The organism is Paenarthrobacter sp. A20, from assembly GCF_024168825.1.
In the GTDB taxonomy this organism is placed as follows: domain Bacteria; phylum Actinomycetota; class Actinomycetes; order Actinomycetales; family Micrococcaceae; genus Arthrobacter.
In genome coordinates this window covers 378,894-391,330 of the sequence record NZ_JALJWH010000001.1, presented here as the reverse complement: position 1 = coordinate 391,330, position 12,437 = coordinate 378,894, and the positions used below count along the sequence as shown (strand labels likewise).

The window sequence follows — 12,437 nt, the reverse complement described above, 5'->3', positions numbered from 1 at the left end:
ATGACACGCGACATTTTCCAGCCGAGCGGCCAGATCCAGTTCGGCATCTTCTTCCAGGGCGTCAACTCCGGCACTATTTGGAAAGCCGCCGAATCCGGTTCGCAGACCGACTTTGAGTCGTTCCGCCGGATCGTCCAGACCGCCGAGCGCGGCAAGTTCGCCGCGTTCTTCCTGGGCGAAGGACTCCGGCTCCGCGAGCACCTTGGCCGGCCCCACGCCCTGGACGTGGTGGGCCGTCCGGACGCGCAAACCATGCTGGCCGCCTTGGCTGCCGTGACCTCCAACATCGGCTTGGTGGCCACCCAGAACACCACGTACAACGATCCCGCAGACCTCGCGCACCGTTTGGCGTCGCTGGACCTGATCTCCGGCGGCAGGGCTGCTTGGAACATCGTCACCACGGACAACGCCTGGACAGGGGCAAACTTCCGCCGCGGCGGCTACCTGGACCATGCGGACCGTTACAAGCATGCAGAAGCCTTCGTTGAGACTGCCAAGCGAATCTGGGATTCGTGGGAAACACCTTCCGGCCCGGCACGACGCGTTCTTCACGAGGGTCAGCACTACACCGTGGACGTCACCCCGTTGTTGCCCCGCAGCGCCCAGTACCGCCCCGTGCTTTTCCAGGCCGGCGACTCCCCGGACGGCCGTGACTTCGCAGCCCGCCAGGCAGACGTGATCTTCTCCGCGCACCCCAAGTTCGACAACGCCGTGGAATTCCGCCGCGACATCGTTGCCCGCTCCATCGCAGCCGGCCGCGGTGCCAACGCCGTGCAGATCATGCCGGCCAGCGAATTCATCCTCGCAGCCACAGACCAGGAAGCACAGGACAAGAAAGCATGGGTCCGCAGCCTGCAGATCGGCCCGCAGCAGGCTATTGCCTACCTGGAGCAATTCTGGGGCCGCGAGCTCACCTCCTATGATCCCGATGGTCCCCTTCCGGAGATCGATCCCGTCGTGGAAGAAACCTCCGAGACCCGGGGCAGCGGGTTCCACGGCGCCAAGGCCCGGCAGCTCGCCGATCAGTGGAGGGCCGAGGCCAAGGACAAGGGCCTGTCCATCCGCCAGTTCGTCACGTCCAAGACGGCACGCGTCGACGCCACGTTCACCGGCTCCTACACCGCCGTGGCCGACCACCTCGCGGAATACGCACGCGTTGGTGCGGTGGACGGGTTCAACATCTCGCCATGGCTCATCCCCACTGGCCTGGATGACATCGTGAACCACCTGGTGCCCGAGCTCCAGGAACGCGGCGTTTATCCCACGGAATACCGGGGCACCACCCTCCGCGAAAACCTTGGGCTGGAGACCCCGGTGCGCTCCGCTGAGTCGGTGCGGGTCTCATGAGTACGGGCCGCCTGGTGCAGCTCTGCCGGCGCTGGTTTGGCTTCATGCCGGACCAGCACGGCGGAGCGCCCGACGGCGGCGGGCCGGGTGCCGCCGTCGTCGACGGTTCGCGTGGGACCGTCAGCCTGCAGCTGACGGTGTTGGGGCAACCGCTTTAGAGCAGTTCCTTGAAGACGTTCCAACCCCGGCCGATAGGCCCGTAAGGGCCGTACAGCGCCGTGTTTGATGCGCCGGTGATGTAACTGAGAAGGTTGCCGTTGGCGTCAACGGCAGAGAGCTCGTTGTATTTCGAGTGGCCGGAACTGCCGAGCCCGGCCACGTCGGTGAACGCCGCCCACCCGACGCCGACGTGTGCAGGCTCCTCCCAGCCACCCTCGCCGTCGGAGGGGTACTGGTGCAGATCGCCATGCTGGTCGCGTCCGAAAATATCCACGGCACCGTCGGCGTTCATGTCGCCACCGGTGATGATCTTGTTCATGACCTGCCAGCCCCAGCCCACCTGCTCCGGGTCGAGCCAGCCGCCCTCGCCGTCGCCGGGGTAAAGGAAAAGTCCGCCCGCGGCGTCGCGTGCCAGCACATCGTTGGTGCCGTCGCCGTTGAAGTCGCCCGGACCGACAATGGTGTTGAAGACGTTCCAGCCCTGGCCAACTTGCTCGCGTTCGAGCCAGCCGCCCTCGCCGTCGCCGGGGTAGAGGAACAGGTTGCCCGCCGCGTCCCTGCCGAGGAGATCATTGAAGCCGTCCCCGTCGAAGTCTCCGGGGGAGAAGACGATATTGAAGACGTTCCACCCTTGGCCTACCTGCTGGGGCTCGTCCCACGAACCCCAGTACGCAGGACAGGGTCCCTCGCAGGCGCCCTTGTAATAGGTATATGTCCGCGGGTACAGGATGAGCCGGCCGTCGTTGGTCCGGGCGAGCGGTTCAAAGTTGCCCCGTCCGGTCCAGCCCATCGCCCGGCTGGATGCCTTGATGGGCAGGGACTCCGCGCTCAGTTGCGTGCCGGTGGGGCAGCCCTGGCTCCCCGGTGTCAGAGGGTGCACCCGCATCGAAATGCGGCTGCCCTGGTCCTCCGGGAGGATCCGCAAGGTTTCCCCTTGCCGTTCCTCGGGGAGCGCCTCGCCGTCGCGCAACCACTCCAAAGTAATGGCGTCGCCCGAGCCGTCCGCATCCCTGCAGCCCCAATAGCTGTAGTCGTACTGTCGGCGCAGTTCGGCACCCACGTACGCGGCGCCGTCGATGATGGGCGTTGGTTGGTTGTCCGCAGTGGCTGGCGGTGCGCCGGTAGCCAAGAGCCCGGCCGCCAGGGCCATTGCTGAAAGCGTTGAAAACCGCTTGGTGCGCGCTCGAACGTTCCCCATGATGTTCCCCCCCGGAAGCCGGCATTGATGTTTGTGCTGACGTTACCGCACAGGCGGCTGGCAGTCAGGAGGCGCTGGGGTTTGGGGCCACCATGAACACATCGATCGGGCCCTCGGACTCCAGCACAAAGCCATGCCGCTCATACAAGTGGCGGGCGGCGCTGCCTTGAAGCACGTTCAAACGGAACGGGCGTTCGTCAACGGAACCCGCCAAGACGTGTCGGAGCACGGCACCGCCCAGGCCCCTGCCTTGATGGGTCGGGGCAACGTAGAAGTGCTCAATCCACCGCGCGTCCGGCTCGGGACGAACGGCAATGACACCGGCATCCACGCCGTCGGTATGGATGATGTACGTGTACTCCGGCTGGAAACCGTTCAGGAAGCGCTCGCGGACACGGACGGGATCGAACCGCTGCAACCGTTCCAGGTCAGGGCGCATCACCACGGCCCTGAGTTCCGCGATCCAGGCAGCGTCGGAGGCAACGGCAGGGCGGAGGGCAAAATCGGCAGGCATGGATCCAGCCTATGCTGCACAGTCGGTCAGGACGTCTTCGCAAACCATAGGATGAAACGGACGGAAAGGTGCAGCCACGATGGTCACACGCGAAGAAGTAGAAGCAGCGTACTCACGGACAGCGGGTTGGGTCCGCCATACGCCCCTTGCCGAGAGCGGCGACCAGGAGCCCTACCACCTGTGGTTCAAATGCGAATACATGCAGCACACAGGCTCTTTCAAAGCCCGTGGCGCGTTCAACCGCCTGCTCACAGCGAAGGAAAACGGCGAGCTGGACCCGGCAGTCGGCGTCGTGGTGGCTTCCGGTGGCAACGCGGGCCTGGCCAACGCCTATGCCGCAGCCAAGCTGGGAGTCCCCGCCACCGTCTTTGTTCCCGAGTCTGCCCCGGCAAACAAGGTCCATAAGCTCTACGCCATTGGTGCCACCGTGGTCCAGGGTGGCGCCGAGTACGCCGAGGCCTACGCGGCCGCAGTACGGTTCGCCGAGGAGAAGGGCGCGGTCTACTGCCACGCCTACGACCAGCCGGAGATCGTGGCGGGCGCCGGCGGGGTAGGGCTTGAGCTGCTGGATGAACTGCCCGACGTCGACACCATCCTCGTTGCTGTTGGCGGCGGCGGCCTGATGGGCGGCATCGCGGCGGCGGCAGAGGGCAGGGCGCGTGTTGTGGGCGTCGAACCGGAAACGGTTCCCACCCTGCACACCGCGCTGGCCCAAGGCGAACCAGTGGATGTGGCGGTCTCCGGGATCGCGGCCGATTCCCTCGGCGCCCGCCGGATCGGCGAGATTGGCTTCGGAGTCGCCAGCCGCACGGGTGTCCAGAGCGTGCTGGTCACGGATGAGGACATCGTCCAGGCACGCCGTGCCCTCTGGGAGAAGCACCGGATCGTCGTGGAACACGGTGCTGCCGCAGCGTACGCGGCGTTGCTGTCCGGCGCCTACACTCCACGGGCGGGCGAAACCGTGGCAGTGATCCTCTGCGGGGCCAACACGGACCCCGCCCACTTCTAACCGCACCCAAGTAGGTCGCAGCAGATGCCCTCCTGAGGTTTCAAAAGGGCATCTGCTGCTACTCAGTCGGGTCAGCGGTTCCTACTTTTTGGGCAGGCCTGCCGGGTTCAGTTCGGACGCGGGGATGGCCTCGGAAGAGAGACCCCAACGGTCCAGGATCTTTCCGTAGTTGCCGTCCTTGATCAGGGTATTGAGCGCAGCCTGGGCGGCCACGGCCAAGCCGTTGCCCTTCTGGGTGGTGAACGCGATCTCGGCCTTCAGCGGCCAGCCACCTTCCAGCGTGCCCACCTCCTTGGTCTTGCCGTCCTTGGCCGCCTTGTAAGCGGCCGAAGCGTTTGGCCCGAACGTGAGGTCCGCGCGGCCTGACTGGAGGGCGAGCTGGGAGGCGGAGTCGTCGTCGTAATACTGGAACTCAACCGGCTTCAAGCCGTTCTTCTTGTTCTCCTCGTCCCAGCGCACCAGGATGGCTTCCTGGTTGGTGCCCGAGCCGACGATGATGCGTTTGCCGGCCACGTCCTTCGCTTCCTTGATGCTTGAAATGTCCGAGTCCGTCTTGGCGTAGAAACCCAGGAGGTCGTTGCGGTACGTGGCGAAGTCGAACTTCTCCTTGCGTGCTTCGGTGACTGTCACGTTGGACAGGACGGCCTCGTACTTGCCTGATTCGACGCCCAACGGCCAGTCAGCCCACGCCACCGGCAGCACCTCGACCTGCAGTCCCAGGCTCTCGCCCACAGCATAGGCAATATCCACTTCGCTGCCGATGAGGGTCTTGTTATCCGTAGCGAAGGTGCTCAGCGGGGGAGTGCCGCCGGTGGTGACCACTGTGAGCTTGCCGTCGGCCTTGATGGCGTCCGGAACCAGTGCGGCCGCCGCGGAGTCCACGCTCACCTTGATGCGGTCCTGCTGCGGGGTCAGGTTGAATTCCTTGGTGCTTGATGAGGCGTTCGCGCTTGCCGACCCTTGTGGAGCGGACGCGTTGCTTGCCGCTGTCGCCCCAGGATCGGAGCAGGCCGCGAGCCCCAACAGGGCGGTAGCGGCCAGCGCCGCGGTCACGCCGGATTTGGCTGCGAAACGTGCCATTTGTTCTCCTTGGATTGCCCGAATCGGGAAGTCTGATGCGTACTTGTGGCTGCAACTATCCGGCAGCCCGCTGATACAGGTCAAAGCCCCCTGAAACGCTGGGATACAGGGGTTCACGGCGGTTAATCGGGCGTACAACGGGGTCACAAAACTGCCCCGGGACCTTCGGAAAACCGAGCGCGACGCAACTCACAGAAATAAGCCGGGTGCCGCCGTCGTTGTCGCTAGAGTGCCCGGCAACCAACAGTGCGGGCACCGCAAACGTACCGAAAGGCCTCCCCGTGACTGTTCCTCTTTCCATCCTCGACCTGGCAACAATCGGCAAGGGCCAGACGGTAGCGGACAGCCTCGCGGGCAGCGTCGCGATGGCGCAGAAGGCTGAAGAGCTGGGCTACCGCCGCGTTTGGTATGCGGAGCACCACAACATGTCCGCCATTGCCTCCTCGGCTACCAGCGTGCTGATTGCGCACGTCGCCGCGCACACCAACACCATCCGCCTCGGGGCAGGTGGCGTCATGCTGCCCAACCACTCGCCTCTGACCATCGCGGAGCAATTCGGCACACTCGAGACCCTGCACCCGGGACGAATCGACCTCGGGCTGGGACGCGCGCCCGGCAGTGACCAGAACACCATGCGCGCCTTGCGTCGCGACCACACGTCCTCGGACAGGTTCCCGCAGGACGTCCTGGAACTTCAGGGATACCTCACTGGTCCCACGCGCATCCAAGGCGTTGAAGCGACGCCGGGCAAGGGCACCAACGTGCCGCTGTACATCCTGGGCTCCTCGCTGTTCGGTGCGCAGCTGGCCGCCCAGTTGGGCCTTCCCTACGCGTTTGCTTCACACTTCGCTCCTGCTGCCCTGCAGGACGCTGTTGCGGTCTACCGACGCGAATTCAAGCCGTCCGAGCAGTTGTCCCAGCCGCACGTCATCGCGGGCGTGAACGTCACAGCGGCGGACTCCAATGCCGAGGCACAAGCCATCCACCTCGCCGTGAAGCGCGCCCGGGTGTCCCTGTTCTTCGGCGGCGGACGCGAGTTCACCGATGACGAGGCCGACATGGTTCTCGACTCGCCGCAAGGCCAGCACATCGCCCAGATGATGAAGTTCTCCGCTGTAGGAACCAAGGACGTGGTGCGTGACTACCTTGATGAGTTCGCGGCGTTCGCCGATGCCGACGAGCTGATCGTGGCGCACCAGAGCATCGGAACCGAAGAACGCCTGCGGTCCGTGGAGCTCGTGGCCGAGGTCGCAGGACTGGTTCCTGCGTAACCCTGCATAAATCCAAGGAATAGCTTTACGCATTTGCAATCTACTAGGTAGTCAAGCGAAACCGTCCGGGCGGAGACTGTAGCTATCCGCTTCGGAAGGATTCGCCATGCCTACGCATTTGAACCAATCAGTCGCCGATTCCGCGCTGCTGATGAAGTCGCTCCCGCTTGGCCTGCTCCGGACAGTGCTCCAGTCCGACGCGGAGAATGGCATCTCCCCGCAGTTGTTCGCGGAGCTCAGGGTCCTCGCCCGGGTCCCTGGTTTGTTGGTGGCCTGCAACTATGGGGGCACCCTGTGTTCGGCGGAGGGCGTTTCCACAGAGACCTTGCCCCTGGACAGTGCCGCCGTTGCCCTCCGGGCGCTCGCCGCCCTACCCAACACCCACACCGCCATCATTTCCGGGCGGTCCCTCAGGGATCTGGCCGCAGTGTCGCGGCTGCCGGCCGAGGTGCACTTGGTGGGGTCCCACGGGGTTGAGTTCGACATGGGCTACGCCTACACGCTCTCGCTTGCCACGGAACAACTGCTCCAGCAGGCGGCCACCGCCCTGACGGAAGCCGTCGGGTTCGAAAAAGGCATCAGCATTGTCCGCAAACCAGTGGGCGTCGCGGTGCATACCCGGCCGGCGACCCCTGAAGTAGTGGACCGGGTGATTTTCGCTTCGCAGAAGATCGCCATCGAGTTTGGTCTGTACTTCATCATTGACGGAACGGTCCTGGACCTGACCGTCGAAGAACCAGCCAAGGGACAAGCCCTGGAACAGCTCCGGTCAAGGCTTGGGGTCAGCGCTGCGCTGTACGCGGGAGACGCCGAGAGTGATGAAAAGGCGCTCGCCACCCTGCGCGGCCCGGACCTTGGGTTGCATGTCGGCGCGGGGGATACGACGGCGGCACACACCATTCCGGACCCGGAGTCCTTTGCGCGTGTGCTGGCTTTGTTGTTCGAACTACGGCGGGCGTGGCTGTTCGGCGAGGACGCAGTAGGACTGGAACGGCATTCGATGATCGGCAACGGAAGTTCCACGGCGCTGCTCACTCCGGATGCCAAGGTCTGCTGGATGAGCCACCCTTTGCCCGATTCCGGATCCCTGTTTGCGCACATCCTGGGCGGCGACCCCGCCGGCCACTTCAGTATTGAGCCGGTGAAGCCCTCGCAGGTGCTGGCGCAGCGCTACGTGGATAACACCATGATCGTCGAAACCCGCTGGGCCGATGTCACGGTGACCGATTATCTGGAGCCCGCACCGGAGGGCATCACCAGCCTGGTTCGCGTCCTGTCCGGGACGGGTGATGCGCGCGTCGTGTTCGCACCACGGCCCGACTACGCCAATGCTCCTTTCAATATGGAGATCCGCGGCGATGAGGTCCACATCATCGGCACCTCGGATCCGATCATTCTTTCGGCGCCGGGCGTTGATTTCACCATCACCAGCGACGGAAAGTATGCGACGGCGACAGCTCAGGTCGCCCTTCAGTCCGGGCCCGTGGTCCTGAATCTGCGCTGCGGTGACACTGAACCGCCACCCCCGGACCCGACCGGCGAACCCCAGCGGCGTGCCGCCGTCGGGCAGGTATCGCGGGAGTGGGTCAAGGCCTTGCAACTGCCAACCATCAAAACGTCGCTGGTGCGGCGCTCGGCGCTGGTGCTCAAGTCGCTCGTCCACGAGCCCACGGGCGCGGTACTGGCCGCGCCCACCACGTCCCTGCCCGAGGGCATCGGCGGAACAAGGAACTGGGACTACCGGTATTGCTGGCTCCGGGACGGGTCCATGACGGTGAACTCGTTGGTGTCTTTGGGATCCACGGAAGAAGCTGACGGTTTCCTCAGCTGGCTGGGGCGCATCCTGGAGAACGCTCCCGGGCCCGAATGGCTGCACCCCTTGTATTCGGTGACAGGGTCACCGCTGTCCACTGAAGCCATCGTGGAGAGCCTGCCAGGTTATGCAGGATCGCGCCCGGTGCGGATCGGCAACGCCGCGGACCACCAAGTGCAGTTGGACGTGTTTGGGCCAATCGCCGAGCTCATCCACGATCTTGCGGAGCGGCGCGGCTTTTTGCCGGACGAACACTGGTACCTCATGGAGCAGATGGCTCACGCCGTGCTTGCCCGCTGGCATGAGCCGGACCACGGGATCTGGGAAGCCCGCCGACCGCCGCGGCACCACGTGTACACCAAGGTCATGTGTTGGGTGACGCTGGATCGTGCCCTCCGGACTGCGGCCCTGCATGGGCGGGTGGCGCATGCGGACTGGGCGCCCAATGCCCAAACCATCCGGGAGGAAGTTCTCCGGGAGGGGTGGGACGAGTCCGCCGCTTCCTACAGCGTTGCCTACGACAGCCCGGACCTTGACGCCGCGGTCCTGCATATCGGTTTGTCCGGCCTGTTGGACGCCCAGGACCAGCGGTTCCTGGACACCGTTACTGCCGTTGAGCGCGAGTTGCGGGTGGGGCCCACGGTTTTCCGTTACAGGTACGACGACGGCCTGCCGGGTTTGGAGGGCGGCTTCCACATCTGCACCACCTGGCTGATCGAGGCATACCTCGCTGTTGGCCGCCTGGACGATGCCCTGGAGCTGTTCAACCAGTTGGTGGCACTGTTTGGCCCCACAGGCCTCCTGCCGGAAGAGTACGATCCCGGAACGGAAACGCACCTGGGCAACCATCCGCAGGCTTACTCGCACCTGGGCTTCATACGCTGTGCGCAACTCCTGGACCATTACCTGGCCAGCGCAGACGTGGAGTAAACCCCTCCTTGGGTAAGGCAGCGCTACGCGAGCAGCAGCGCCACGGCGATCATTGCAGGCACGGCCACGATAGTGGTTATCAGCACGGTGTCCTTGGCCACGGTGATTCCTGCCTGGTACCGGTTGGCCGCAACGAACACATTCTGGGCCGTCGGCAGCGCGGACGTGACCACCACGGCGAACAGCGCATGCCCGTCCATGCCCAAGGCAAAACGGGCGAACAGGTAGGCGATCAACGGGTGCACAACCAGTTTAAAGCCGCTCGCCAGCAACGTATCCACCCTGCGTCCAGCGGATTTCTGCAGCGGCTTGGATCCATTGAGGCTCATGCCGAAAGCCATCAGCATGGCCGGAATCGCCGCTCCGCCGATCAGGTGGATGGGCTCCAGGATCAGCGTTGGCACCTGGAATCCGGTACCGGCCACCAGCAGGCCGAGTGCCGAGCCCACGATCATGGGATTCTTCACGATCATCAGCAGGAAGCGCAGTGGAGTGGTGCGGTGTGTGCTGGTGCTGGCATCGAGGGCCATCAGGTACATGGGTGTGAAGAAGGCCAGTTGGAAGATCAGCAGCGGCGCCACATAGCTCGCATCGCCCAGCACAAACACGGCAATGGGGATACCGAGGTTCGCGGAGTTGGCCAGGGACGAGCTCATGGACGACATGAGGGCTTCCGGCATGGCGCGCTTCAGCCAAAACTTCACGATCAGGAAGAACAAAAGGCCGGTGATGATGGCGCCCACCGCGGTGACCAGGAGAGGCGCTGCGAAGACATCGTGCAGCTTGGCCTTGCTCAACGTCTCGAACAGGAGCGCCGGGCTTGCTACGAAAAAGGTTAGAGAGCTCAGGACGGATCGGGCGTTCTCGCCGAGGATCTCCCGACGCCCCACGAACATGCCCACCAGGATGATGGCCCAGACAACGAAGAACCCCGACAGGACGCCAATCATGACAGCGTGCGGGTGGGGTCTCGTAGGATCACGAACACCAGCCTAGCCAACGCTGCCACGCGAGTAAGCGTTTTCTCGCCAGAGTTCCGGCATGCGGACACTGGAGTTTTTGTACAGCTAATGACCTTATAGGGCCGTCTTAGCGGCATTAACTGTACAAAAACGCGTTCGTTGCTGTGGAGACTTAGCTGAGGTGCGCTGCGTTACTCAGCGCGTGCGGCGGGCGCATGAGCCCGGGGGTATGGCCCTCGGCGGGGTCGTTGCCGAGCTGCAGGATCTTGTTGTCCTTGCCCACGTGAACCACCCTGGGCTCGTAGCTCCGGGCCTCCTCGGTGGTCATCTCCGCGTAGGTGATGAGGATGACGGTGTCGCCAACATGGACCATGTGGGCAGCCGCTCCGTTGATCCCTATCACGCCGGAACCGCGCTCGCCGGCGATGGTGTAGGTCTCCAGCCGGGCGCCGTTGGTGACGTCCACAATGGAGACGAGTTCGCCGGGAAGGATATCGGCCGCGTCCAGGAGGTCCAGGTCGACAGTGACCGAACCGACGTAGTGGAGGTCGGCGTGGGTCACCGTTGCGCGGTGGATCTTGGACTTGAACATTGTGCGGATCATAATGCGATCAGTTTAGCGCGGCAGCCTCATCCAGCGCTGTGACGTACAAGACGTTCGCGGGACGTCTGCGGGGCGTCGCTCGCCTTGGCGGAGTCAGCTTCCAGGCAGCCCCGCCCATTTGATCCAATCCGTCGGTTGCGTGGAAGGTTTGCCCAGGAAGTAGCCTTGAGCCGCCGACATGCCCAATTCCGTAATGACCTGAAGCTCCGCCGCTGTCTCCACGCCTTCGGCTGTCACCGATGCGCCGATCTCCGTGGCAAAGCTGACCATGGAAGCAGCGAGGGCACGGTTGGATGCTTGGCGATCAATCCCTTTGATGATGCTGCGGTCCACTTTGATCACTTCCGGGTCAAGCTTCATGATGTGCCTCATGGAGGCGAACCCGGCGCCGGCATCATCGACCACCAGGTGGACGCCCTTGGCGCGCAGTGGTGCCACGGCTGCGGCCAGTTGCTCGTAGTCGAGCACTTCCTGCCGCTCAGTGAGCTCCAAACTGAGCCTGTCCGGGTTGATCGCTGCGCCAGCAAGTGCGTCCTGGATCCGCTGGTCGAGGCAGGCGCTGGGAGACAAATTAACGGCCAAGCTGAACTCGCCGGGCAATTTGGTGGCGGTGTGAAGGGCTGTTCTCAGGGCCAACAGTTCCAGGTCTATTCCCAGCCCCACGGTTTCAGCTCTGGTGAACCAGGCTTCGGGGGACGTCGTGGCCGCATCAGGAAAGCGGGATAGTGCCTCGACCCCCAAGGTCCGCCCGGTCTTGATGCACAGAAGTGGTTGAAAAGCGGTGACAAGGGCCTGCGAGGATATGACGCCCAGGACAAGGGAGCGTTCAGCGTCCAGAGCTGTGCCGCCGGTTGCGGTGCTCGGACGGGCCAGGCCTTCGAATCCGATCGCCAAGCCCGAAGCGTCATAGACCGTGTGCCCGCTGACGTCCATGACAACCCGGGTGCCGTCCCGGTGCCTGCAAGCCAACGTCACGCCGTCGAAGTACGATTCGGCACCGTTATCGGCGTCGGGACGCCACACCGAGGCAAGGTCCCGAGGATCCAGGACGAGGCTGATGGGGCTTCCCGTGAGTTCTTCCGGGGTATATCCAGTCAGTTGTTGGCACATTGGACTGGAGTGGGTGATGATGCCCGCTGCGTCCACCGCCCAGAGCCACTCCTTGCTGGTCACCATCATGGTCCGGGAGCCTGGTTCGGAAGCGTTTCGAGGTGGTTCGCTGGACCTCTTCTTCGGCAGCTTCTTCGTCACCGCACGAACGAGCAAGAACAGAAGTACTACTGCCGACATGACTATCAGCGGGTCAAGCAGCCACAGTTGCGGAAGTGACTGCCTGCTCGGTTCCCTGTTAAACCACGACGGGACGCGCACCATTAGTACCAGGAGCACGTTGACCAGGGCGGCGGCAGCCAACCACGCCCATACCGGCACTTTCCTGAACAACATCAGGCGCCCGGAGTCTTATGCCGACCCAGAGGCGATTGGGTGGAATGTGCCGTGCTGGCCACCTTCAGGCAGTGTTTTCTCCTGCAACGAATCTGTCCCCCTTC

11 protein-coding genes are annotated in these 12,437 nt (G+C 64.0%); 5 read left to right on the top strand and 6 right to left on the bottom strand.

What is annotated here, in order from left to right; all coding sequences use genetic code 11:
* Together J3D46_RS01860 and J3D46_RS01855 are read left to right on the top strand one after the other, a co-directional pair.
* A complete protein-coding gene (locus J3D46_RS01860; RefSeq protein WP_253464795.1) occupies positions 1–1,347 on the top strand; it encodes an NtaA/DmoA family FMN-dependent monooxygenase in 1,347 nt (448 codons plus the stop codon).
* Positions 1,344–1,505 (top strand): hypothetical protein, encoded by a 162-nt coding sequence (locus J3D46_RS01855; protein ID WP_253464793.1) that lies wholly within the window; start codon positions 1,344–1,346, stop codon positions 1,503–1,505. Before J3D46_RS01860 ends, J3D46_RS01855 begins: the two co-directional genes overlap by 4 nt.
* Here the strand turns inward: J3D46_RS01855 and J3D46_RS01850 are convergent.
* Together J3D46_RS01850 and J3D46_RS01845 are read right to left on the bottom strand one after the other, a co-directional pair.
* Positions 1,502–2,704 (bottom strand): VCBS repeat-containing protein, encoded by a 1,203-nt coding sequence (locus J3D46_RS01850; protein WP_253464790.1) that lies wholly within the window; start codon positions 2,702–2,704, stop codon positions 1,502–1,504. The two genes, J3D46_RS01855 and J3D46_RS01850, sit on opposite strands and share 4 nt — an antisense overlap.
* Before the next feature lie 64 nt (positions 2,705–2,768).
* Positions 2,769–3,218 (bottom strand): GNAT family N-acetyltransferase, encoded by a 450-nt coding sequence (locus tag J3D46_RS01845; protein ID WP_231338456.1) that lies wholly within the window; start codon positions 3,216–3,218, stop codon positions 2,769–2,771.
* 79 nt (positions 3,219–3,297) lie between these two features.
* Here J3D46_RS01845 and J3D46_RS01840 point away from each other — a divergent pair, with 79 nt between their 5' ends.
* Positions 3,298–4,227 (top strand): threonine/serine dehydratase, encoded by a 930-nt coding sequence (locus J3D46_RS01840; RefSeq protein WP_231338457.1) that lies wholly within the window; start codon positions 3,298–3,300, stop codon positions 4,225–4,227.
* Positions 4,228–4,308: 81 nt separating this feature from the next.
* Here the strand turns inward: J3D46_RS01840 and J3D46_RS01835 are convergent, their stop codons facing one another.
* Entirely contained in the window at positions 4,309–5,307 is a 999-nt protein-coding gene (locus J3D46_RS01835; RefSeq protein ID WP_231338458.1) for an ABC transporter substrate-binding protein, read from the bottom strand.
* A gap of 281 nt (positions 5,308–5,588) precedes the next feature.
* On the opposite strand from J3D46_RS01835, the gene J3D46_RS01830 reads away from it, so the two are divergent.
* Entirely contained in the window at positions 5,589–6,578 is a 990-nt protein-coding gene (locus J3D46_RS01830) for an LLM class flavin-dependent oxidoreductase (protein WP_253464788.1), read from the top strand.
* Between the two features lie 106 nt (positions 6,579–6,684).
* Entirely contained in the window at positions 6,685–9,321 is a 2,637-nt protein-coding gene (locus J3D46_RS01825) for a trehalase-like domain-containing protein (protein ID WP_253464786.1), read from the top strand.
* A 23-nt stretch (positions 9,322–9,344) separates the two neighbouring features.
* Here the strand turns inward: J3D46_RS01825 and J3D46_RS01820 are convergent, their stop codons facing one another.
* From J3D46_RS01820 to J3D46_RS01810, 3 genes are all read right to left on the bottom strand, one after another.
* Positions 9,345–10,271: an AEC family transporter gene (locus J3D46_RS01820; protein ID WP_253464784.1), complete on the bottom strand. Its 927-nt coding sequence runs from the start codon at positions 10,269–10,271 to the stop codon at positions 9,345–9,347.
* A 184-nt stretch (positions 10,272–10,455) separates the two neighbouring features.
* The gene (gene panD, locus J3D46_RS01815) at positions 10,456–10,887 is read right to left on the bottom strand and encodes an aspartate 1-decarboxylase (protein WP_024818390.1); all 432 of its coding nucleotides are present in this window, start codon (positions 10,885–10,887) and stop codon (positions 10,456–10,458) included.
* Positions 10,888–10,980: 93 nt separating this feature from the next.
* The gene (locus J3D46_RS01810; protein WP_253464782.1) at positions 10,981–12,333 is read right to left on the bottom strand and encodes an EAL domain-containing protein; all 1,353 of its coding nucleotides are present in this window, start codon (positions 12,331–12,333) and stop codon (positions 10,981–10,983) included.
* Between the last annotated feature and the right edge of the window lie 104 nt (positions 12,334–12,437).

What these genes read in the sequence shown, in the direction of transcription:
- J3D46_RS01835 (WP_231338458.1), bottom strand. Translation starts at nt 5,307, where the DNA reads ATGGCACGTTTCGCAGCCAAATCCGGCGTGACCGCGGCGCTGGCCGCT.
- J3D46_RS01855 (WP_253464793.1), top strand. Translation starts at nt 1,344, where the DNA reads ATGAGTACGGGCCGCCTGGTGCAGCTCTGCCGGCGCTGGTTTGGCTTC.
- J3D46_RS01850 (WP_253464790.1), bottom strand. Translation starts at nt 2,704, where the DNA reads ATGGGGAACGTTCGAGCGCGCACCAAGCGGTTTTCAACGCTTTCAGCA.
- J3D46_RS01860 (WP_253464795.1), top strand. Translation starts at nt 1, where the DNA reads ATGACACGCGACATTTTCCAGCCGAGCGGCCAGATCCAGTTCGGCATC.
- J3D46_RS01845 (WP_231338456.1), bottom strand. Translation starts at nt 3,218, where the DNA reads ATGCCTGCCGATTTTGCCCTCCGCCCTGCCGTTGCCTCCGACGCTGCC.
- panD (WP_024818390.1), bottom strand. Translation starts at nt 10,887, where the DNA reads ATGATCCGCACAATGTTCAAGTCCAAGATCCACCGCGCAACGGTGACC.
- J3D46_RS01820 (WP_253464784.1), bottom strand. Translation starts at nt 10,271, where the DNA reads ATGATTGGCGTCCTGTCGGGGTTCTTCGTTGTCTGGGCCATCATCCTG.
- J3D46_RS01825 (WP_253464786.1), top strand. Translation starts at nt 6,685, where the DNA reads ATGCCTACGCATTTGAACCAATCAGTCGCCGATTCCGCGCTGCTGATG.
- J3D46_RS01810 (WP_253464782.1), bottom strand. Translation starts at nt 12,333, where the DNA reads ATGTTGTTCAGGAAAGTGCCGGTATGGGCGTGGTTGGCTGCCGCCGCC.
- J3D46_RS01840 (WP_231338457.1), top strand. Translation starts at nt 3,298, where the DNA reads ATGGTCACACGCGAAGAAGTAGAAGCAGCGTACTCACGGACAGCGGGT.